We start from the raw sequence: 21,837 nt of genomic DNA on the forward strand, positions 1-21,837 counted from the left end.
CCTTATCCGCAACTCGTTTCGAGAATTCGCCATACCAATTCCTCAAAACTGATTCCCGCCTGTTTGGCGGCCATCGGCACTAAGCTATGATCGGTCATGCCGGGTACGGTATTGACTTCAATCAACTGCGTCTGACCGGAATTATCGATGAACGCATCAACCCGCGCCCAACCCTCGACCGCCAGCGCCTCGCAAGCCGACACCGCCAATACCTGAAGACGCTGTTCCACCTCCGCATCTAGTCCGCATGGACAATGATAGCGAGTGGTATTCGCTCTATATTTCGCTTCGAAATCGTAAAACACATTCGGCGTTTCGAGGCGAATCACAGGCAGCGCTTCACCGCTCAATACCGCGATCGTATATTCGTTGCCGTTAACCCAGGCCTCGGCATAGACATCGCACTCGGATTGCATAGCCAGACGATAAGCTTCAACCAATTCCGTTAAGCTATTCGCCTTGCTCATGCCGATACTGGACCCTTCCAAAGCCGGCTTAACGATAAGCGGTAAGCCAAGCTTTTCTATGCAAGCCTGCGCATCGTTTTCGCTTTTCAATAAAAACCATTTCGGTGTCGGCAAGCCTAAACCCTGCCAACATAATTTTGTGCGCAGTTTATCCATACTCAAGGCTGAAGCTAATACGCCGCTACCCGTATAAGGCAAACGCATCGCCTCTAAAACGCCTTGTAAGACACCGTCCTCGCCACCGCGACCGTGAATAATATTGAAGACGCGGTCCGCTTTGACATCGGTTAGTGCATCAATCGCGCTGCCGGTGACATCAACGGCTTCAACGTCTAAGCCTTGGCTTTTCAATGCCTGAAACACCGCGGCGCCACTGATCAATGAAATTTCGCGTTCCGCTGCCGTACCGCCCATGAGCACGGCCACGCGCCCGAATTGTCCGGGTTTTTTTATTTGAGTCGGCTTCATAAAGATTCACCCACCACACAAACTTCTGTTAGCAATCTTACCCCCTGCATTGTTTCCACAGTGTCCTGCACATGGCCGATCAGCGCTTCGATATCCGCCGCGTTGGCACCGCCTGTATTGACGATGAAGTTAGCGTGCTTGACCGATACTTCGGCGCCTCCAATGCGGTAGCCTTTCAATCCGCATGCTTCTATCAACCGAGCGGCAAAATCGCCCGGCGGATTTTTGAATACCGAGCCGCAACTCGGCTGGTTGGTCGGTTGTGTCTGATTGCGTCGTTCCAACAATATCTTTATTTTTTGCTGGCTCTCGGCGACATCCCCCGGTTCCAGCCTCAACTCGGCGGACAAAAACCATTCTTGCGCCGGACCCGATACCGAGCGATAGGCTATGTCGTAATCCGGGCGGTTTCGTTGTCTAACTTGTCCGAACGCATCAACCGTTTCAACGCTGTCAACGATAGCCCAAGTCTCACCGCCAAAAGCCCCGGCGTTCATTTTCAACGCACCGCCGAGAGTACCGGGAATACCCGCTAGGAATTCTGCGCCAACCATGCCTTGTTCGCCGCAATATCTGGCGATTAATGCACAAGGAACGCCGGCTTCGACATATATGCGAGACCCATCTTTTTTACTCATGCTCTTCAGTCGGTTACGCGTATTGATGACCGTCCCGCGAATGCCGCCATCCCTAACCAACAAATTACTGCCTAGACCCAACCAAAAAAGCGGCTCTCTGCCATGCTGCGACTTTATAAAATTGATCAGGTCTTGTTTATCCTGCGGTATAAACATCCAGTCGGCCTCGCCGCCTACCCGCCAACTGGTATATTTGGCTAATTTTTCATGAGCAAGCAATTGCCCCTTTATTTCATCACGCACTGATTTCATCGCTCAATGATTGCGTTTTTCATCGTATCTTCGACACCTTATTTTAAGCACGGCGCCTACGTTCAACGAAGTTCCAATGCTGCCGCCAATTGCTCCGGCAAATCGGCGGCAATTTGTCCGACATTGCCAGCACCCATCGTTAGCAACACGTCGCCGGCTTGTAAAATGCCGGCCAATATTTCCGGCAGTTCGTCCAAGTCTTCGACAAAAACCGGATCAACCTGCCCTCTAACCCTGATCGCGCGGCTCAAGGCCCGCCCATCGGCGCCGGTAATCGGGGATTCTCCGGCCGAGTAAACATCAAGCAAAATCAAGACGTCGACACTCGACAGCACCTGTACAAAATCCTCGAACAAATCCCGAGTGCGTGTATAGCGATGCGGTTGAAAAACAATGACTTCCCGCCGATTCGGCCATGCCTGCCGCAAAGCCTCCAGCGTCGCGGCAATTTCGCGGGGATGATGCCCATAATCATCGACCATCGTTAATCTGCCCTTATCGATCGGCAAATCGCCATGTATTTGAAACCGCCTTCCGACGCCTTTAAATGCTTGAAGACTTTTGACAATGGCTTCGTCTTCGACATCCAAAGCCGTCGCGATCGCAATCGCCGCCAATGCATTAAGCATGTTATGCCAGCCCGGCATATTCAAAGTTACCTTAAGCGGTTCGTAGCCTCCGACACGTAATACCGTAAACGAGGTAAACATACCGTCTTGAACAACCTCAACAGCCCGAACATCGGCTTGTTTATCAACCCCGTATGTCTTGAAGGGTTTGGACATCTGCGACAACACTTCTCGAACACCTTCATCATCGATACATATCACCGCCAATCCGTAAAACGGCAATTGATGAATGAACTTGATGAAAGTATCTTTTAGATTGCTGTAGCTGCCTTGATAGGTCGCCATATGATCTTGATCGATATTGGTCACGACCGCCATCATCGGCTGTAAAAATAAAAACGAGGCATCGCTTTCATCGGCTTCGGCAACTAAATAATATCCTTGCCCAAGCTTGGCATTCGCGCCGGCGCTATTCAACCGTCCTCCGATAACGAAAGTTGGATCCAGGCCGGCTTCCGCTAGGATGCTCGCGATCAAGCTGGTCGTCGTCGTCTTTCCATGCGTTCCGGCGACGGCAATGCCGAAACGGAAACGCATTAATTCGGCAAGCATTTCGGCGCGCGGAATAACCGGGATTCGCTTGATAACGGCTTCGTCGATTTCGGCATTGCTACGATCGACTGCCGACGAAACGACAACCACATCGGCATCGCTGATATTCTCTCGGCGATGTCCGATAGTGACGCTAACGCCTAGTTCAACCAATCTTTTGGTGGCGGCGCTTTCCTTAAGATCCGATCCTGAAACTTGGTAGCCTAAATTCGATAAAACTTCGGCAATTCCACTCATACCGGTACCGCCAATACCGACAAAATGTATGCGATCAATGTTACCCAAGGCCTTGGTGGGCATTTTGACTTTCGGAAGATTCATCGTCCGACCTCCGCTTGACAGCACAATGCCACAGCCTCTGTGGCATCCAGCTTGGCGCAGGCTCTCGTTTTCTTGCCCATTTCAGCTAAATGTTCGATCATGTCCTTGATTCGCTCGGCCAATGTTTCGGGCGATAAATCTTTCTGCGGAAGGATCATGGCCGCTCCGACATCGGCTAAATAGCGCGCATTGGCGTTTTGATGGTCGTCGATTGCATGCGGTAATGGAATCAATACCGCCGGAATACCGGCTGCGGCCAGTTCGCTGACCGTCATCGCTCCGGCTCGGCACACCGCGATATCGGCCCACCGATAAGCCTCCGCCATATCTTCGATGAATGCGGACACTTCCGCATCGACACCTAATTCTTGGTAACGCTGTTCGACTTGAATACGCATGATTTCGCCTGTTTGATGCCTGACGTTCAATCCGCTCACGGCCGCAACCGAATCCGGAACAACTTGATTCAGCACCTGCGCCCCCTGACTACCGCCGATGACCAGCAACCTGAGCGCATCTCCGGGCTGACGCGCTTTTTTTTCAGGAATCCCGATTAATTCTTTACGCAGCGGATTGCCGCTCCATAGTGCATTTATTTTTTTATCGAAACTTCCAGGAAAAGCTTCCAGTACTCGGTTAGCCCATCTCGCCAATAAGCGGTTAGTCGTACCCGGCACTCGATTTTGTTCGTGAATCACCAGAGGAATGCCCATCAATTTGGCCACTAATCCTCCCGGCCCCGCGACAAAGCCGCCCATGCCTAAAACGACATCCGGCTTGCGGCGGCGCAAAATCCGCCACGCTTGTCCGCAAGCTTTGATCAACAAGAATACGGCCTTGATTTTCGAAAACAGCCCTTTACCGCGAACACCCGCCACCGACAACCAATCGATATCAATCTTGTGCGCAGGAACGACGCGGCTTTCCAAGCCGTTTTTTGTCCCGAGCCAACTCATTTGCCAGCCTTGTTCGACAAGATAATCGGCTACCGCCAGCGCCGGAAACACATGTCCGCCGGTTCCGCCGGCCATGATCAAGATACGCGCGCCCAAACCGGCCTCCTTTTAGGCTGACTTGCAACCATTTCCTGGACTTCGCTATTGACTCGGCACAATATTGCCACCGCACAACACATAACGATCATACTGCCGCCCCCATAGCTCATCAGAGGCAAAGTTAACCCCTTCGTCGGCAACATACCCATGTTGACACCCATATTGATGAATGACTGAAAGCCGAACCAAATCCCGGTACCGTAGGCAATGAAAGCCGCAAATTTATTACCGGCCGCTTCGGCTTTGGTGCCTATGTCAATGGCGCGCCAAACCAAAAGTGCGAACAGTACAATGACTGTGACGACACCCAACAAACCCAACTCCTCGGCAATCACCGAAAACAAAAAATCGGTATGCGCCTCGGGCAAATAGAACAATTTTTGAATTCCGCTGCCGAGTCCCACGCCGAACCACTCGCCCCGCCCAAAAGATATCAACGCCTGAACCAATTGAAAACCGGTGTCCTGCGGATCGGCCCAAGGATCCAAAAAACTGATCACCCGACGTAGACGATAGGGCGAAACAATCACTAGCATCGCAGCCATCGCTAAAACTGAGGCCAATAAGATGCCGAATTGCCATAAGCGGGCACCGGCCAAAAACATCACGCCCAAGGCAATAACCAAAATCACGACTGCCGAGCCGAAATCGGGTTCCATCAACAACAATACGCATGCGACCGTGAACAACAACAATGGTTTAAGCAATCCGAACGAAGAGTTTCTAACCGAGTCCTCGTAACGCGTGACATAACTCGCCATGTAAATGACCGAAATCAATTTAACGACTTCCGAAACCTGGATACGGAATCCCCCTACCGATAACCAACGAACCGCGCCATTGACCCTGACGCCAAGCCCCGGTATCAATACCAATACCAACAAACCCAGGCCGAATACGAATAAATTCGGCCCCCATTGCTCCCATTTTCTGAGCGGCACAGAAAAAACGCCGACCGCCAACACCAAGCCCAACATAATATGAATCATCTGTTTTATCGGATAGAGTAAGCTGTTGTTGTCCAGCTTCGCACCCAAGTGCAACGAAGAAGACGACACCATTACATAACCGATAAGCAATAATCCCGTAATTACCGCAAGCAATAACGGGTCGAAATAAAACCGACCGGCTTTAATTGGCGCTATCTGAAGACTCATGCTTTTAGCTCCATAACCGCGGTCGCGAATTTTTCGCCGCGTTCTTTATAGCTTTTATATTGATCGAGACTTGCGCAAGCCGGAGAAAGCAATACGGTATCGCCTTCATCGGCAATTTCGGCAGCAATTTTTACCGCCCGAGAGACATTTTCAGCTTTATAAATGGGCACGCTGTTATTCAATGCTTGCTCGATTAAAGGCCCGTCCTTGCCCATTAGAATCACACTTTTTGCTTGGCGCTTGATCGCCGGGACTAATTCCTTCATGTCCGCGCCCTTTGCATCGCCACCTGCTATCAAAATCACTTGACGGGTATAACCTTGCAATGCCGCAACACAGGCACCGATATTCGTTGCCTTTGAATCGTTGACCCAAGTGATGCCGTTTTTAACGGCAACTCGCTGCATGCGATGATCCAAACCTTTAAATTTTTTTAATGCTTTGCACATCGACAGTTCGTCCAAACCGATCGCCGCACCCAACGCTATTGCAGCCAATGCGTTCGCGGCATTATGCAGTCCTTCGAGCGGCAACTCGTCCAGCGTCATCAATCGTTTGTCATTCCGCATCAAATATCCCTTATGGCCATCCCAAGCCAAATGGAACTCCGCCTCGCTATTGATCGCAAAAGTCGACATTTTCCGACCCGGCACAGCCATATCGATAACCAAGGGATCGTCGGCGTTCAAAACCATTGCCCCGGTGCCCCGAAATATTTTTTGTTTTTCCCGAGCATATTCAGCGACACTGTCATATCGGTCCAAATGATCCGGCGATATATTCAACACTGTCGCAGCAGAAGCATTCAGTATCTCGGTACGTTCCAATTGAAAACTGGATAATTCCAAAATATAAAGTTCGATATCCGGCGCCAATAAATCCAATGCCGGCGTACCCAAGTTGCCTCCGACTGCCGCTTTTTTTCCGGTTTCCTTTGCCATTGCGCCGAGCATGGTCGTAACGGTACTTTTACCGTTCGATCCGGTAATCGCCACGATCGGCGCTGCTGCACACGCCGCCAACAAATCGATATCACCGATGATCTTAGCGCCTTGCGCATGCGCCTTGACGATCGAATCCTCTCTAAGCGACACGCCGGGACTGACAATTAAATGAGTCGCCACTTTAAAAGCATCGGCATCGAAACCGCCGGTGAACACCGCCGCATGGGGCAGATTTTCCAAAAGCTTGTCAAGCAGCGGCGGCTTTGCCCGGCTGTCGACGATGGCAAAGCGTATCCCTTGTGTATCTAAGAAGCGAGCAACCGAGAGCCCCGTTTCGCCGGCTCCGACTACCAGCACTCTGGAATTGGCTGAATCCAAACCAAACTTTTCGGCTAAAGCCGTGGTTGTATTGACTGCATTCATCGTCATCTCAACTTCAAAGTCGACAACCCAATTAATACTAAAATAAAGGTAATGATCCAAAATCTGACGATAACGCGCGGCTCCGGCCAACCTTTCAATTCAAAATGATGATGAATCGGCGCCATGCGAAACACGCGTTTACCGGTCATTTTGAATGACGCGACTTGTATAATCACCGACAGGGTTTCCATCACGAATACGCCGCCCATGATCACCAAAACAATTTCCTGTCTAACCAGGACCGCCAAGACACCCAGCGCCGCGCCAAGCGACAGAGCGCCGACATCGCCCATGAACACCATGGCCGGATAGGTGTTGAACCACAAAAAACCTAGCCCGGCGCCGATTAACGCAGCGCAAAACACGATTAATTCGCCCGAACTCGGCAAAAACGGAATCGCCAAATATTTCGCAAATTCGACATGCCCCGACAAATAGGCGAATATCCCCAGACCCGCCGCCACCATGATAGTCGGCATGATCGCCAAGCCGTCCAAGCCATCGGTCAAATTCACCGCATTGCTGCTTCCGACGATGACAAAATAAGCCATGACAATATATAGCCACCCCATTTCGATACCGACATCTTTGAAAAACGGCACGATGAATTGTGTCTCGGCCGGTGCGCTTGCTGTGACAAACAAATAGACGGCTGCACTCAATCCGATCACCGACTGCCAAAAATATTTGGCCCTGGCCGACAGCCCGTCGCTATTACCCAGCATGACTTTTTTATAATCGTCGACAAAACCTATGATGCCGAAGCCCATCGTAACGATAAAAATCACCCAGACATAACGGTTTTCGAGGTTGCTCCACAGCAAAGTACTGATGCCCACCGCAACCAATATCAACGCACCGCCCATCGTCGGCGTTCCGGCTTTGTCGAAATGCGTTTTAGGCCCATCCGTGCGCACACATTGACCGATTTTTCTTCTGGTCAATTTTTGGATCATGAACGGCCCGATCACCAGCGAGATAATCAACGCGGTGAGCGCTCCCAAAATGGCCCGCATCGTCAAATATTGAAAAACCCGAAACACGCTATCGAGCGTCATCAAATATTCGGTTAAATAAAGTAACATGCTATTTCCTGTAATTCTCTACGATGGCTCCGACCACACGTTCCATGCGCTGGGATCTCGACCCTTTCACGAGCAAGGTTTCATGACCATTCATTTCGCGCTTCAAAGCTTCTGTCAATTCATCTTGTGTTTCGTAAAAAATGCCTCCTTCACCAAAAGACTGCACGGTATTCCGAGCGTCGGATCCGGTCGCGAACAGCCTTTTTACGCCAATTGTTTTCATGTCTTCGCCCATTTCGCGGTGTATTTCTGCGCTTTCGGGTCCCAGTTCGCCAAAGGCGCCCAAAGCCACCCAGGGCTCACCGCCGCATTCGATCAACACATCGAGCCCCGCCTTCAGCGATGCCGAGTTAGCGTTGTAGGTATCATCGATCACGATATTGCCCTGGCGCCCGACCAGCGGCTGTAAACGTCCGGTAACCGGATGCACCTTTTCCAGTCCTTGTTTGATCGTCATCGGCTCAAAACCCAATGCGGTAGCAGCGGCACCTGCGGCCAAGGCATTCAGTACATTATGCCGGCCGGCCAATTTGAGCCGCATCGGATAACGCACCGAACCATGAATCCATTCGAAAGCTGTCGCAAATTCGCCGTTTTCGATACGCGTTATGATGTTTTCGGCACGAATATCGGCGCCTGGCTTTAACCCGAACGACAATACCTTGCGTGTTCCTGCCAACTCCAGCCAATAATCGAAATAAGTATCGTCATGGTTCAGCACGGCCGTCCCATCCGGACCGAGAGAACCGATAATTTCACCTTTCGCACGAGCGATGCCGTCGACACTGCCGAAGCCTTCTAAATGCGCGGGACCGACATTGCAAATAATCGTCACATGCGGCTTGGCATATCGACTGGTATAGGCAATTTCACCGGCATGATTCGCGCCCATTTCGATCACCGCATAGCGATGTTCGGCGTTCATCTTCATTAAGGTCAACGGCACGCCGATGTCGTTGTTCAAGTTACCTTGGGTATAAAGAACAGGGCCTTGAATACCCAATATCGCGGCGGTTATTTCTTTGACCGTGGTTTTGCCGTTGCTACCGGTAATGCCGACCACTTGTGCGGTTTGCCTGTTCCGCCAAAAACCGGCTAATTCAGCCAGAGCCAGGCGAGTATCGGATACTACGACAATCGGCATCGTCACCTCGACCTTACGACTTAGAATCGCCGCGGCCGCTCCGGCCCGCTCGGCATCCCCAACAAAATCATTGCCATCGAATCGCTCGCCTTTAATCGCGCAATAGAGACTGCCTGGTTCGATGGTGCGCGTGTCAATACTGACTCCCGTGAAGAACTTATCCTCGCCGAACAGAACTCCGCCGACACATTCCGCGATTTCGCTCAACATTAATTTCATTGCCTGGCTAACCTCAGTGCTTTTATTACAGTCTCTCTATCGCTAAAAGGTATCTTTCGGCCTTTCACTTCTTGATATTCTTCATGGCCTTTACCCGCGATCAACACACAATCGCCGGAGCCGGACTCGCTAATCGCTGTTTGTATCGCCAGGGCCCTGTCATGAATGACGGAAACGCCACTCGACCGACAGCCCTCCATAATAGCTTCGACAATCATTTCCGGGGCTTCTCCGCGTGGGTTGTCATCTGTCAAAATAACCCGGTCAGCCCACTGTTGCGCAATACTGCCCATTTGCGACCGCTTGCCCTCATCCCGATCGCCGCCGCAGCCGAATACGATTGTCAATTTTTTTTCGCATTGCTTACGAAGTCCCTTCAATACTTTTTCAAGAGCATCCGGCGTATGGGCATAGTCGACAAAAACCCATGATTCATCGTCGCCGCCATAACGCTCCATGCGCCCAGGGATCGCTTGTAAGCTTTCGATTTTGATGGCCGCTTGATCAAAACTCATGCCGGAAGCCAATAAAGTGGTAAAAACCGTCAACGCATTTTCCGCGTTGAATTCACCAAATAAAGGGATGCAAACTTTTTTTTGTCGATCCCGCCATCTCAAGTTAAGCTCGATTCCTAACAATGTCTGACGAAGCGAATCACCGAGAACCGATTCGCCATAGGGTAAGGATTTGCCTCGGAGACTGCCGGCCCACACGAGCACACCGTCGGGAACCGCTGCCAGCACTTGCTGACTGTAGGCATCATCCAAATTGATCACGGCAAACTTCACACCAGGCATCGCCAACAACTTTAATTTGGCTTGAACATACCGTTCCATCGAGCCGTGATAATCCAAATGATCGCGACTGATATTCGTATAAACGACCCCTTGAAAACGGATACCGTTCACTCGTCCCTGCTCTAAGCCATGCGAGGAAACTTCCATTGCAACCGCCGCCAGCCGGTCGTCGACCAAATTCGCCAACATCCATTGAATCGCCAACGCATCCGGGGTCGTATTGATCGTTTGCCGCAAACACCCCCAGATTCCCCAGCCTAAGGTACCGATAATCCCGCATCGATCCAGGGCTTGAGCTAAAAACTGGCTGCACGAGGTTTTGCCGTTAGTGCCGGTTATGCCAATCACATGCAATCGACCGGACGGATCGCCGTAGAATCGGCTTGCGATCTCTCCCAACTTCATATTTAGATCTTCGACCGCGATAAATGGCACATCACGGTGACCGCCACCTAACCATTCGTTCGCCCCGAAAGGCTCATAGAGCACCGCACTCGCCCCGAGCTCGAGAGCTTGGCGAACATGCGCCAAGCCATGCTGCCTAGCTCCTTGCACGGCGATGAACGCGTAGCCCGGTTTAATATTGCGACTACTCAGTGATAACCCTTGAACGGTGATATCGGCTCCGGTCAATGCATGGTCCGAGAGCAGTTCTGCTAATTTCATTGCGCTAAGAGATCCGGGCTTTTGCTGATCAAAACCGGCATGGTTTCTTCTTGGTCAGGCGCAACATCGAGTATTCTCAGCGCACCGGCCATTACTTTGGAAAATACGGGACCTGCCACCGCACCTCCGTAATAAGCACCAGCCGAGGGTTCATCCACCATCACCGCGATCACCACACGCGGATCGCTAGCCGGTGCCATACCGACAAAAATCGATAAATATTTTTTTTCTTTATAGCCGCCCTCGCCGGCTTTTTTAGCCGTTCCGGTTTTGCCTGCGACTCGATAGCCATCGACCCTAGCCTGATAAGCGGTACCGTCTTTCAACACGACTTGCTCGAGCATGGTTCTAATCAATTGGGCCGTTTTCTCGGAAAACACACGTTTGGCTTCGGGGTCCTGATCGCGCTTCAACAAACTAACCGAATGCAGCACACCGTTATCGGCCAATGCCGTATAAGCCCTTGCCAACTGCAACACCGATGCATTCATGCCGTAGCCGAACGATAGGGTCGCCTGTGCGAATTGATTCCACCGCTGGTAATCCAGCACGCTACCACTTGCTTCCCCTGGGAAACCGATACCCGCTGCGTTGCCGAATCCCAATTGATTGTAAATGCCCCAAAAATAGTCCGGCGGCATCTCTAATGCGACAATGCTGGTTGCAACATTGCTTGATTTTTTCAAGACATGCGTTAAATCGAGCGTTCCGTAGTTATGCACGTCCCTGACGACATTGCGGCCAATTCGGTATATTCCATTCGTTTCAATTATTAAGTCGGGCTTGATGTAACCGCCGTCGAGCGCCGCCGCGATAACAAAGGGCTTGACCGTCGACCCCGGTTCGAAAACATCGGTAATCGCTCGATTTCTAAAAGCATTGCCTTTAAGGTGCGTTCGGGTATTTGGATTGAACGCAGGATGATTGGCATCGGCCAGCACCTCGCCGGTTTTTGCGTCTAAGACAACCAATGCCGCTGCTTTCGCGCGGTGCTCTAGTACTGCCGACTGCAATTCTCGATAAGCCAAATATTGAATGCGCTCGTCGATACTTAACTGCACATTCCGCCCATCGACCGGTGCGGAGATCGCCTCGACATCACCGATAATTTGCCTTTTGCCGTCGCGAATAACCCGCTTGCTCCCGGCCGTCCCTCTCAGTACTGAGTCATAGGCAAGCTCAATCCCTTCTTGGCCGACATCGTCGACATTCGTAAATCCTACCAAATGTGCCGATACCGGGCCCGCCGGATAATAGCGTTTAAATTCCCGCTCGAAATAAACACCGGGGACATCTAATGCTTTTACTTGCGCAGCCAAATGCGGATTGATGCGCCGTTTAACATAAACAAACCGCCGCTTCGTGCCTGGCACGATCAAGTTTTTAATTTTCCTATCGGGCAAATCGAGAAGCTTTTCCATTTGCCCGATTGCAGCCGGTTCGGCACCCGCGAGTTCTTGCGGATTGACCCAAATCGATTGAACCGGCGTGCTGATCGCCAATGGCTCTCCGTTTCGGTCCAGTATCATGCCTCGATAAGCTGACACAGATACCGCACTGACATGGCGCATGTCGCCCTGCTGTTTGAGAAATTGCTTTCTCAATACTTGCAGGTCGAAGGCCCGAACAGCCAGCAAGCCCATCCCTCCAAGCATAAAAACCAGCAACACTTTACGTCTTACGGTAAAGTCCGTTTCCGGCCCCCTCTTTTTTTTTCGCGTTGAAAAACCGTGCATCTAAGGTTTCAAATAAATAATTTTGTCTCGTTCCGGCATGACCAGTTTTAGCTTATCCCGAGCAATTTGTTCGACTCGATTTTCTTCCGCTAATGTCGTCAACTCCAACTGTAATTGCCCCCACTCCACTTCGTATCGATCCAGCTCGCGTTCTTGTTGCTGTATTTCAACAAACAGCAATCGCGACTGATACTTGCTGTAAATGACCCCCAGTGCGGACAACACTAATAAAGGCAATAAACTTGCCAAGGATAAAATAGCGATCCTGTTTTCCGTCACAACCGCTCCGCCACGCGCATGATTGCGCTTCTTGCTCGTGGATTTTTCGCCACCTCGTCTCCGCCGGCTTTAATCGCCTTGCCGACTTTGCGCAAAATACCCTTCTTTATCTCAGATTCCACAATCGGCAATCTGCCTGGATCGTGCTTGGCACCAGATTCAGCGCGGATAAAGCGTTTGGTGATTCGATCCTCCAATGAATGAAACGAGATCACAACCAGGCGTCCTCCGGGTTTCAATACATCGACCGCCTGTTCCAATCCACTTTTCAATTCTTCGAGCTCTCGATTGACCGCAATCCGAATTGCTTGAAAAGTCCGGGTTGCAGGGTGTTTATGCTTTTCTCTAACAGGCACACTGTTTACAATTAGCTCGGCAAGTTGCCGCGTCGTCGATAGCGGTTGCTCCCGGCGTTGTTCGACAATGGCGCGGGCAATTCGACGTGCAAAACGCTCTTCGCCGAATTCGAATAACACTTGAACCAAATCGCGCTCATCGACTTCGGCCAACCATTGTGCTGCAGACAAACCCGAGCGATGATCCATACGCATATCCAAAGGGCCGTCATATAAAAAACTAAACCCCCGTTCGGGGGTATCCAATTGCGGCGACGAGACGCCTAAGTCCATTAGCAGGCCATCCACCCGCCCTTGCACATTTTCCTGTTCGGCGATAGCTTGTAATGACGAAAAGCATGCATGATGCAGGCTAAAACGCTTATCGCTTGCTATTTCTCGCGCCCATTCCGATTGAATCGCATCGGCATCCCGGTCTAAGGCGAGTAAGCGGCCGGAAGGACCTAACCGCTTTAAAATCCCCCGACTGTGTCCGCCACGCCCAAACGTACAATCGATATAAATGCCATCGGCTTTAATAGCAAGCGCCTGTAACGCCTCCGAAAACAATACGGGCAAATGCGCCATTTAACAGATCTCTCGTATTAACCCAGCCTTTACATTTGGCGAGCATAAGAAATTAAAAATTAATGATAATATTCAATGCGATATCCACAGTCACTAGAAATTGTTAAGGCTGGGTTAAAAAGACAAAGAACCTAACTCTTCGAGACCTTCGGTATCGTCGCTATTCATCCATTCGACTTCCTTGGCATTCCATGCTTCCTCATTCCATATTTCGAATTTGTTCAATTGTCCGACCAACATAATTTTCTTGTCCATACCGGCAAAGCGTCTCAATTTCTCCGGCAATAATATACGGCCTTGCATATCCATTTCGCATTCTGTCGCGTTACCGATCAAAAAACGCTTAAGTTTGGTCAACATTTTATTTAAAGTTGGTTTCTTAAGAATGGCTTGTTCGACTTTTTCCCATTCCGGCAAGGGATACAGCCACAAACAACCCTTCTCGCCGACGCAATGCTCATCGACCGCAACCGTGACGATTAATTGCCGGTCGCAACATTCCAACAACTCCTCCCTATATTTAGTCGGAATTGCAAAACGCCCTTTCGCGTCAAGATTGATTGGATTGATGCCTCTTAACAAGATAAGCCCCGGCTCGCCAAAAAATTCCCTTTTTTTCCACTTTACACCACTTTTGTTCACTATAGATTTCAATCAGACCTTAGTCAAGATCGATTTGAATTTAATTATTTATGACAAGACAATGACTTATGAAAACAGAACAAAATGCTTTAAAGAGAACACAATCGGAAAAATAATTTATTTGCCTTATCAAAAAGTTAATTCATAATGCTAAAGAAAACTATTACTATATAATAAGGTGTCGAATCAGAATCATCTTAGCGTTAAGCAAATCCAATCCGACAAATACTGCAAACAACTTGCTGCCACCGTAAAACTTAATCGACAAAAATAGCCTGAGCCTTGTTTACAATATCAAAGGCATGAAAATAGTTTTTTTTCGCACTGAGAAAAGAAGAGGAGTATATGGATTTTGAAAACGGCAATGCCGCTAAGTACTGGGACTACCTGAATCACCCATCGCTTTTGAGACTTTATACAGCGATCGGATTTAGGGGGGGGGAATGCGCCGTTATTATTTGCACAGACGCAAAAACTCGGTAATGGAAAAAGAGTCGGCCTGTAAGCCGGGTTCTGTCGCGAACAGTCATTCATCTAGGCCGCAAGTCACCTTACGGCTCGAGCGATCTACCCGGGAACCGCGCGGGCCACGCGTCTGTTCCCCTATTTGATCTTGCTCCGAGTGGGGTTTACCCTGCCACGCCTGTTGCCAGTCGCGCGGTGCGCTCTTACCGCACCATTTCACCCTTACCCCTCACCTAGAATGAAAATTCTAGATGAGGGGCGGTATATTTTCTGTGGCACTTTCCGTAGACTCGCGCCTCCCAGGCATTACCTGGCACTCTGCCCAATGGAGCCCGGACTTTCCTCTCTTCTACCCTAAGGCAAAACAGCGACTGTCCGGCCGACTCTCGGCGGAAATTATACGTGAATTAAATACTTGCCGGAAAATTAATTTTCAGCGAGCGGCGAACTGATGCGACATTTAATCCATTTGTCAAGCCCTAATTTCCTCTTCCCTCTTCCCTCTTCCCTCTTCCCTCTTCCCTCTTCCCTCTTCCCTCTTCCCTCTTTCCTCTTCCCTCTTCCCTCTTCCCTCTTCCCTCTTCCCTCTTTCCTCTTCCCTCTTTCCTCTTCCCTCTTTCCTCTTCCCTCTTTCCTCTTTCTTCTTTCCTCTTTCCTCTTTCACCTTTCACCTTTCACCTTTCACCTTTCACCTTTCACCTTACCCATCATCTCCAAAGCCGCCTGATATAGCACCTTCTTCTTGGCCCCGGTAATTTCAGAGGCTAAAGCCGCGGCCGTCTTAACAGAACACTCGTTTAAAAGAATCTTTAATACCGATAAATGCTCGGCACTCAATTCTTGATTATTTTTGTCAATGACAGCGCCTTCGACAATCACGACGAATTCGCCTTTGCGCATGTTTTCGTCGCTTTCGACTAATTCCAGCATCTCATCCAAACGCCGCTTGACGATTGTTTCGTGTAATTTTGTGATTTCCCTCGCGATTACCAGCTGCCTGTCGGCCGGCAATATTTCCGACATATCCGTCAATGCCTCTAAAATTCGATGACTGGACTCATAGAAAACCCATGTCGATTCGCAATTCAACCGCTCCTTAAAAAATTTTTTACGTGCTGACGATGTCCGAGGTAAGAAACCTTCGAAAATAAAACGGCTCACAGGCAAACCTGCAGCAGACAAGGCGGCAATTAAAGCGCAAGCACCCGGAATCGGCGAAACCTCGATTCCGGCATCTTTGGCCATGCGCACCAAAGGCATGCCGGGATCGCTCAACAGTGGTGTACCGGCATCCGAGACCAACGCGATATTGAGTCCTCCACGAATTTTATCGAGCAACCCGGCTGAAGCTGTTTCTTCGTTGTGCTGATGCAATGAGACTAAACGGTTGGCAATAGCGTAATGCTGCAATAGCATTCTGACATGCCGAGTATCTTCAGCGGCAATCAAATCGACTTCCTTTAGCACATCGACAGCCCGGAAACTTAAATCCGCTAAATTACCTATCGGCGTGGCAACCACGTATAATTTGCCGCATTGATTAGACATTGGATTCTCTCATCTGATTAAACCGAACTATTTTAAAGGTATACCCTTCTATGAGTCGCCATTTTCATTCGCCATTCTTGCTACTTTGCACTTTTCTCGCAGGGTGCATGCCTCCTCAAGACCGTCAACCGGCTTTCCCGGCAGACGCTCAAACGGCTAAAGCCTTCATGGACCAAGGCCAACCCGCCAAAGCCGCGCAACTTTATCGACGCATCGCCGACGAGCAATCCGAGTTTCAAGACCAATTACGCTTGTTTACGATCGAATCGTTAATCCAATCCGGCGATAGCGATACGGCTAAAAACTATGCCGACGCAATCAACCCGAATAATCTTACGTTGTTGCAACGCAACCAGCTTAATCTCTATTATGCGCAAATCGACCTCAGCTTCGGCAATGCGGAACAAGCGAGTGCAAGGCTAAATCTAGTCAAGCCGCTGCAACTGTCGCGGTCCGATCAAATCAAATTTCATCAATCCAGTGCCTTTGCCTATTCATTAACCGGCGAACTGAAAAAAAGCGCTGCTTCGAGAGTCGAATTGAGCCATTTGCTGCCGCCCGCTCAACAACCGGCCAATCATGCCGCAATTCTTGAGACCTTAAGCTTGCTCCCCCTCGCGACGCTGGAACAAACAAGCAGCGAAAGCAGCAATGCTTTATCCGGATGGATGGCATTAGCGCAATTACTCAAAACCAATCAGCATAATCGCGCTCTGCTGGATACCGCGCTGGATCAATGGCGGCAGAACTATCCTCATCACCCCGCTGACTCGGCATTTCTGCATGATTACCTGGCGCAATCGGCGCATGCTTTTAAGCAACCGGGTAAAATCGCCGTGTTTTTACCCGAAACCGGCCCTATCGGACGCGCAGGGAAAGCGATTCGCGAAGGCATCATGGCCGCCTATTACCAGGATCGTAATGAAACCAAACCCGACCTTCGTTTTTACGACAGCGGTCAAAGCGCACTACCGGTACTTTATCATCAGGCTATCGCCGAAGGCGCGGAAATGGTCATCGGCCCGCTCAGCAAAACCGAAATTGAAAGCCTAACTGCATCATCTAATTTGAGCGTTCCGGTGCTTGCATTAAATCATGTTCCGGAAATAAACAAAGCCAACCTTTACCAATTCGGACTCAGCCCTATTGATGACGCCGAGCAAATAGCCAGTCTTGCCTGGTTCGAAGGCCGACAAAACGCCTTGTTATTGATACCCGATACCGAGCAAGGATTGAGAATCGGCGAATACATCCGGGACTTCTGGAACAAAGCCGATGCAAACCTGCTGGAAACTCAAACGTATCAAGCCAATCAGACCGACTTTTCCGAACCTATTAAAAAGCTATTGAATTTGGATGAAAGCAATCAACGCTATCAAAAAATCCGACAATTCCTACCCTCAGCCGTGTTCGTCCCGAGAATCCGACGCGATGCCGACGTCATTTTTCTGAATGCCTATGAAACGGCTGCACGTTCGATCAATCCGCAATTGCATTTTTTTCATGCCCAACACCTTCCGGTTTATGCCACGCCGCATATCTATAGCGGCCTGCCTAATCCTCAGCTGGACATGGACTTGAACACAATCACGTTTTGCGACATTCCCTGGCTATTCGACAATGTTTACCAAGGCGAATTAAGTATCAATGCCTTACGCAGCACTTGGCAACAATTCCCCAGCGTTTATTTACGCTTGATGGCTATGGGTATCGACGCCTACAATCTGGTCCCGCATCTTGGTAAACTGAGCACCGTTCAATATCATGGCGCGACAGGCAACTTGCTGCTGACAAGGGACGGCCGAATCAAAAGAAATCTGGTTTGCGCCAAATTCAATCAAGGAGTTCCTAAAGTCATCGGCTTTGTTCAAAGCGCCAATGACGACTACCAAAGCATCGCAGTTCCGAACGACGACTCGTATTAACAGACTTCATCGAGGACAGCATTTGTTAAATCCATTCAAAGCCAAACACCTGGTCAGCGGCGAATCTGCCGAGGAAAAAGCTCACCGATTTCTTATCGAGCAAGGTCTGAAACCGGTGGCTCGTAACTTTCGCTGCCGCTTGGGAGAATTGGATTTGATCATGAAAGACAGAGAAACACTGGTAATTATCGAAGTCCGCTACCGTAAATCCGACCGTTACGGCAGTGCTTTGGAAAGCGTTACCCCGCGAAAACAATCGCGCATCATTGCCGCCACACGGTTCTATTTATCACGACACCCGTCGCCTTGTCCGATACGCTTCGACGTCGTTGCCGTTTCCGGCGACGCTAATATCGATTGGATAAAAAACGCCTTTTTAACTTGACTACTTCCATCATGTTACAAGAACGAATTACCCTGCATTTCAACGAAAGCCTACAAACGCTACAAGATACTTTGACCGGTCTCGGCGAAACGATCGAATTCGCCTCACAAAAACTAGTGACGGCGATATTAAACGACAACAAAATCCTTGTCTGCGGTAACGGTGCTTGTGCCGCAAATGCCGGACAGTTTTCGGCGGCGATGCTGAACCGCTTGGAACGCGAACGCCCGGCCTTACCGGCGATTGCATTGACTGCCGATACTGCCGTTATTACCTCGATTGCCGCAGACTACCATTTCGACGACATTTTCGCCAAACAAGTCAAGGCCCTTGGCCAAAGCGAAGATATCTTGCTGGTCTTCTCCAGCAACGGCAACCCGGCCAATATTCTCAAAGCTGTTACTGCCGCTCACGACAAAAATATATCGGTGATAGCATTGACCGGACATGATGGCGGTATGCTGGCACCGATTTTAAATACCTCGGATATGGAGATCCGGGTTCCCTCCAGTAACGATAGCCGAATCCAAGAAACGCACTTATTGATTAGCCACTGCCTGTGCGACCTGATTGATCACCAAATATTCGGAAGCCTTTAACCTAGAAAAAGCGTTTCACTATGAATAATAAGGATTCGTTCGAAAATAACTTCCCTATTTTATGGAGGGTTCGGTAGCTCGATTGGCAGGTGTCGGCGGCAGGGCAGATTTTTGCTCCTGCAAAATCTGCATTCACGCCATCCATGGCGTTTGCAGATTTTTGCTCCTCGGCAATTGCTGAGTTACACGGATGTAATGAATGCAGAAAATGCAGGAGCATTTTTCTGCCCTGCATTGCCCTAATACACGCCATCCATGGCAATCAGTCGCCGCCGTCAAGCCTACCCAACCCCTAAATTCCATAGCCCATCGGCATGGTTAATAGTCTTACTAATTTAGGGGCTGTGTCCTGTCAAGCGAGCTACCGAACCCTCAACAAAGCTCATAGTTCCAGGAGGTTATTTATCACGAAATCCTAAGAAGTTAATTCAATAACTTGCTGTAGATTTGCATAGAACTTTCGCTCACCGAAAACTAAAGATTTGAAAACCACGGCCGCTACAATAAGCGGATAACACTTTAACAAATCTTAATTTCGAGGCTGATAATGGAAATCAAAACAGAACCGTTCGGCCAGACGGTAAGTTCCATGGCCAAAGACCCCTCCCATAAAAGCGAAGGGCCATTCGGGCAAAAAATATCCGAATTAGCTCAAGCTAAAAAAGCCGAAACCTCGGCTACTGAAGCCAAAACCGAATTAAACCGTTCGATCCTGCAAACTTCGCTCGATGTCAGTTTGAGCGCCGGTAACGAGCCGATGGCTCTGTTATTCAAGACCGCGCTCGAAGGCATTAATGACGCGCTCAAAGCCGATTTTGGCGACAATGCCATTCAAAAAGCTTACGAAGATGGCGTGGATATTTCTCCGGAAGCCACCGCAGGGCGCATCGTGCAAATGAGCACCGCTTTTTTCGAGCGTTATCACGCTAATCACGACGACCTCAGCATCGAAGAAGCGCTGGAGTCGTTCGTCGAACTGATCGGCCAAGGCATCGATAAAGGCTTCGGTGAAGCACGCGATATTTTGCAAGGACTTAACGTACTGGAAGGAAGCATCGCTGATAATATTGATAAAACCTATGACTTGGTCCAGAAAGGACTGAAGGCATTCGTTGAAAATTATCAGCCTGCAGAGAAGTAACGCGAATTTAGCCCGCTCAGTTTTTGTTCTACCTTACGCACTTCAAATTTCGGCAATGCCAGAGGAGGCGCATGGGTGTCCGCTAAAGGACGCCGTGAACCCAGCACCTAAATTCCATAGTTCATTGGCTATGGTTAACTATATTGGATAATTCATCCAGCACCTAAATAAACCATGATGTTGAATCATTGCCAAAGACCTATGGAATTTAGGTGCTGGATTTAGGTGCTGGGTGAATACGTCCATGTAGATACTCTGTTTAAAATCAAGTTAAAAATAGGCATTTTTCTGCTATTCAGCGATTGACGGAATTGCATAAAAACGCGTGTTATCGAATGGTTTATCATGCTTGAGCATGCCGTGAATCGCATGTAACAATTTACGCATGACCGCACAACAGGCTTGCAACGGTAATTTACCCATATCCAGGAGATGTTGGTAATACGCCTTAATATGGCGATCATGCTGCACAGCGCTCCAGACAGGCATATACAGGGCGGCGCGAATCTGGCTGTTACCGGCCTTGGATATACGCGTTTTTTTGTGGACACTCGTGCCGGAATCAAAAGCTCTTGGATCGAGCCCCGCAAACTTGACCCACTCACGGTGCGACATATCCGCAGGCAAAATCAGTAGTTCTCCCATGAGGGCAATCGCACTGGTATTGGCAATACCCTTAATGCTCGTGAACAAAACTAATGCTCGACTGAGTTCCGGATGTTTTTCGATCAATGCCAAGGCGCCAGCCGTTAACTGATCGATACGCTTATCTAATTGATCGATGGCTGCTTGTGCATCTTTTAGCACGGCTTTGGGTGTTTCAACTGTTGCGCTTAAGGCATGCAACTGATTCTTTGCTGCTGTTTTTTGATCGGTTAGCGCATTAATACGGCGTGAGAAACAACGTAAAGCGATCTTTTCATTCGAAGGACGGGACCAAGGCACAAAATCCATCCGTTCGGCATACACCGCCAGAGTATTCGCGTCCACATCATCTGTTTTACTATTGTTCATCAACACTTTAGCAAAGTTATGAGAGACCTTGGGATTGATGACCATTACCTTGACGCCGGCATCATGGAGCGCAACGGCTAAATCGAAATGATAACTGCCGGTGGCTTCCATGCACACGATAATGCCGGACAATTTGTTCAGTTTCTTGGCCATCCGGGCATGATCAGCTGGGGTATTGGAGAACTTCTGCGGATTGAAAGGTTTGCCATTTTTGCGCACCACCAAAACCAGTTCTTTAGATCCTACATCGACGCCAGCGAAGATACGGGTTTGTGTGTCAAGTGAAGCGCTGTTAATTTGTTGATCTGCCATGTTTAATTGTTATTCTGTGATAAGGAAAGTAAACTAGTCATTGGTTCCCGA

At 49.5% G+C, this 21,837-nt stretch carries 20 protein-coding genes and 1 other RNA gene; 4 read left to right on the top strand and 17 right to left on the bottom strand.

All coding sequences use genetic code 11. From position 1 onward, the window contains the following. Positions 1 to 2: 2 nt before the first annotated feature. The 16 genes from WJM45_RS18780 to rsmI form a co-directional block, all read right to left on the bottom strand. Positions 3 to 935 carry a D-alanine--D-alanine ligase gene (locus WJM45_RS18780; protein WP_341326550.1) on the bottom strand — a complete coding sequence of 311 codons (933 nt, stop codon included), beginning with the start codon at positions 933 to 935 and terminating at the stop codon, positions 3 to 5. Further along, complete coding sequence (gene murB / locus WJM45_RS18785; protein WP_341326551.1) at positions 932 to 1,825, bottom strand: UDP-N-acetylmuramate dehydrogenase; 894 nt, start codon at positions 1,823 to 1,825, stop codon at positions 932 to 934. The genes WJM45_RS18780 and murB overlap by 4 nt, the downstream gene beginning before the upstream one ends. 62 nt (positions 1,826 to 1,887) lie before the next feature. After that, positions 1,888 to 3,327, bottom strand: coding sequence for a UDP-N-acetylmuramate--L-alanine ligase (gene murC / locus WJM45_RS18790; protein WP_341326552.1), 1,440 nt, complete (start codon positions 3,325 to 3,327; stop codon positions 1,888 to 1,890). Beyond that, positions 3,324 to 4,379 carry an undecaprenyldiphospho-muramoylpentapeptide beta-N-acetylglucosaminyltransferase gene (murG, locus tag WJM45_RS18795; protein WP_341326553.1) on the bottom strand — a complete coding sequence of 352 codons (1,056 nt, stop codon included), beginning with the start codon at positions 4,377 to 4,379 and terminating at the stop codon, positions 3,324 to 3,326. The genes murC and murG overlap by 4 nt, the downstream gene beginning before the upstream one ends. Continuing rightward, entirely contained in the window at positions 4,361 to 5,539 is a 1,179-nt protein-coding gene (ftsW, locus tag WJM45_RS18800) for a putative lipid II flippase FtsW (protein ID WP_341326554.1), read from the bottom strand. Before ftsW ends, murG begins: the two co-directional genes overlap by 19 nt. Beyond that, positions 5,536 to 6,912, bottom strand: coding sequence for a UDP-N-acetylmuramoyl-L-alanine--D-glutamate ligase (murD, locus tag WJM45_RS18805; protein WP_341326555.1), 1,377 nt, complete (start codon positions 6,910 to 6,912; stop codon positions 5,536 to 5,538). Before murD ends, ftsW begins: the two co-directional genes overlap by 4 nt. Beyond that, positions 6,909 to 7,991: a phospho-N-acetylmuramoyl-pentapeptide-transferase gene (gene mraY, locus WJM45_RS18810; protein WP_341326556.1), complete on the bottom strand. Its 1,083-nt coding sequence runs from the start codon at positions 7,989 to 7,991 to the stop codon at positions 6,909 to 6,911. The genes murD and mraY overlap by 4 nt, the downstream gene beginning before the upstream one ends. A gap of 1 nt (position 7,992) precedes the next feature. Further along, positions 7,993 to 9,354, bottom strand: coding sequence for a UDP-N-acetylmuramoyl-tripeptide--D-alanyl-D-alanine ligase (gene murF / locus WJM45_RS18815; protein WP_341326557.1), 1,362 nt, complete (start codon positions 9,352 to 9,354; stop codon positions 7,993 to 7,995). Beyond that, the gene (locus WJM45_RS18820) at positions 9,351 to 10,817 is read right to left on the bottom strand and encodes a UDP-N-acetylmuramoyl-L-alanyl-D-glutamate--2,6-diaminopimelate ligase (RefSeq protein ID WP_341326558.1); all 1,467 of its coding nucleotides are present in this window, start codon (positions 10,815 to 10,817) and stop codon (positions 9,351 to 9,353) included. Before WJM45_RS18820 ends, murF begins: the two co-directional genes overlap by 4 nt. Next, entirely contained in the window at positions 10,814 to 12,553 is a 1,740-nt protein-coding gene (locus WJM45_RS18825) for a penicillin-binding protein 2 (RefSeq protein ID WP_341326559.1), read from the bottom strand. The genes WJM45_RS18820 and WJM45_RS18825 overlap by 4 nt, the downstream gene beginning before the upstream one ends. Beyond that, a complete protein-coding gene (gene ftsL, locus WJM45_RS18830; protein WP_341326560.1) occupies positions 12,554 to 12,832 on the bottom strand; it encodes a cell division protein FtsL in 279 nt (92 codons plus the stop codon). Next, entirely contained in the window at positions 12,829 to 13,755 is a 927-nt protein-coding gene (gene rsmH, locus WJM45_RS18835) for a 16S rRNA (cytosine(1402)-N(4))-methyltransferase RsmH (protein ID WP_341326561.1), read from the bottom strand. Before rsmH ends, ftsL begins: the two co-directional genes overlap by 4 nt. 114 nt (positions 13,756 to 13,869) lie before the next feature. After that, on the bottom strand, positions 13,870 to 14,337 hold the full coding sequence (gene mraZ, locus WJM45_RS18840; RefSeq protein ID WP_341328976.1) for a division/cell wall cluster transcriptional repressor MraZ: 468 nt from the start codon (positions 14,335 to 14,337) through the stop codon (positions 13,870 to 13,872). A 546-nt stretch (positions 14,338 to 14,883) separates the two neighbouring features. Beyond that, an RNA gene (rnpB, locus tag WJM45_RS18845) (RNase P RNA component class A) lies at positions 14,884 to 15,249 on the bottom strand. An 85-nt stretch (positions 15,250 to 15,334) separates the two neighbouring features. After that, the gene (locus tag WJM45_RS18850) at positions 15,335 to 15,526 is read right to left on the bottom strand and encodes a hypothetical protein (RefSeq protein ID WP_341326562.1); all 192 of its coding nucleotides are present in this window, start codon (positions 15,524 to 15,526) and stop codon (positions 15,335 to 15,337) included. Between the two features lie 17 nt (positions 15,527 to 15,543). Beyond that, complete coding sequence (gene rsmI, locus WJM45_RS18855; RefSeq protein WP_341326563.1) at positions 15,544 to 16,410, bottom strand: 16S rRNA (cytidine(1402)-2'-O)-methyltransferase; 867 nt, start codon at positions 16,408 to 16,410, stop codon at positions 15,544 to 15,546. A 107-nt stretch (positions 16,411 to 16,517) separates the two neighbouring features. On the opposite strand from rsmI, the gene WJM45_RS18860 reads away from it, so the two are divergent. The 4 genes from WJM45_RS18860 (at position 16,518) to WJM45_RS18875 (ending at position 20,460) form a co-directional block, all read left to right on the top strand. Then, positions 16,518 to 18,335, top strand: a complete 1,818-nt coding sequence (locus tag WJM45_RS18860) for a penicillin-binding protein activator (RefSeq protein ID WP_341326564.1) — start codon at positions 16,518 to 16,520, stop codon at positions 18,333 to 18,335. 22 nt (positions 18,336 to 18,357) lie between these two features. Further along, on the top strand, positions 18,358 to 18,720 hold the full coding sequence (locus WJM45_RS18865; RefSeq protein WP_341326565.1) for a YraN family protein: 363 nt from the start codon (positions 18,358 to 18,360) through the stop codon (positions 18,718 to 18,720). An 8-nt stretch (positions 18,721 to 18,728) separates the two neighbouring features. Further along, on the top strand, positions 18,729 to 19,319 hold the full coding sequence (locus tag WJM45_RS18870; RefSeq protein WP_341328977.1) for an SIS domain-containing protein: 591 nt from the start codon (positions 18,729 to 18,731) through the stop codon (positions 19,317 to 19,319). A gap of 547 nt (positions 19,320 to 19,866) precedes the next feature. Then, positions 19,867 to 20,460, top strand: coding sequence for a DUF5610 domain-containing protein (locus tag WJM45_RS18875; RefSeq protein ID WP_341326566.1), 594 nt, complete (start codon positions 19,867 to 19,869; stop codon positions 20,458 to 20,460). 291 nt (positions 20,461 to 20,751) lie between these two features. Here the strand turns inward: WJM45_RS18875 and WJM45_RS18880 are convergent, their stop codons facing one another. Then, positions 20,752 to 21,786, bottom strand: coding sequence for an IS110 family transposase (locus WJM45_RS18880; RefSeq protein WP_017841646.1), 1,035 nt, complete (start codon positions 21,784 to 21,786; stop codon positions 20,752 to 20,754). Positions 21,787 to 21,837 lie beyond the last annotated feature (51 nt).

It is taken from the genome of Methylotuvimicrobium sp. KM2 (assembly GCF_038051925.1).
Taxonomy (GTDB): Bacteria; Pseudomonadota; Gammaproteobacteria; order Methylococcales; family Methylomonadaceae; genus Methylotuvimicrobium.

What these genes read in the sequence shown, in the direction of transcription:
- WJM45_RS18825 (WP_341326559.1), bottom strand. Translation starts at nt 12,553, where the DNA reads ATGCACGGTTTTTCAACGCGAAAAAAAAAGAGGGGGCCGGAAACGGAC.
- WJM45_RS18860 (WP_341326564.1), top strand. Translation starts at nt 16,518, where the DNA reads ATGCCTCCTCAAGACCGTCAACCGGCTTTCCCGGCAGACGCTCAAACG.
- murF (WP_341326557.1), bottom strand. Translation starts at nt 9,354, where the DNA reads ATGAAATTAATGTTGAGCGAAATCGCGGAATGTGTCGGCGGAGTTCTG.
- murC (WP_341326552.1), bottom strand. Translation starts at nt 3,327, where the DNA reads ATGAATCTTCCGAAAGTCAAAATGCCCACCAAGGCCTTGGGTAACATT.
- murD (WP_341326555.1), bottom strand. Translation starts at nt 6,912, where the DNA reads ATGACGATGAATGCAGTCAATACAACCACGGCTTTAGCCGAAAAGTTT.
- WJM45_RS18820 (WP_341326558.1), bottom strand. Translation starts at nt 10,817, where the DNA reads ATGAAATTAGCAGAACTGCTCTCGGACCATGCATTGACCGGAGCCGAT.
- mraY (WP_341326556.1), bottom strand. Translation starts at nt 7,991, where the DNA reads ATGTTACTTTATTTAACCGAATATTTGATGACGCTCGATAGCGTGTTT.
- WJM45_RS18880 (WP_017841646.1), bottom strand. Translation starts at nt 21,786, where the DNA reads ATGGCAGATCAACAAATTAACAGCGCTTCACTTGACACACAAACCCGT.
- rsmH (WP_341326561.1), bottom strand. Translation starts at nt 13,755, where the DNA reads ATGGCGCATTTGCCCGTATTGTTTTCGGAGGCGTTACAGGCGCTTGCT.
- murB (WP_341326551.1), bottom strand. Translation starts at nt 1,825, where the DNA reads ATGAAATCAGTGCGTGATGAAATAAAGGGGCAATTGCTTGCTCATGAA.
- rsmI (WP_341326563.1), bottom strand. Translation starts at nt 16,410, where the DNA reads ATGTCTAATCAATGCGGCAAATTATACGTGGTTGCCACGCCGATAGGT.
- WJM45_RS18780 (WP_341326550.1), bottom strand. Translation starts at nt 935, where the DNA reads ATGAAGCCGACTCAAATAAAAAAACCCGGACAATTCGGGCGCGTGGCC.
- WJM45_RS18875 (WP_341326566.1), top strand. Translation starts at nt 19,867, where the DNA reads ATGGAAATCAAAACAGAACCGTTCGGCCAGACGGTAAGTTCCATGGCC.
- ftsW (WP_341326554.1), bottom strand. Translation starts at nt 5,539, where the DNA reads ATGAGTCTTCAGATAGCGCCAATTAAAGCCGGTCGGTTTTATTTCGAC.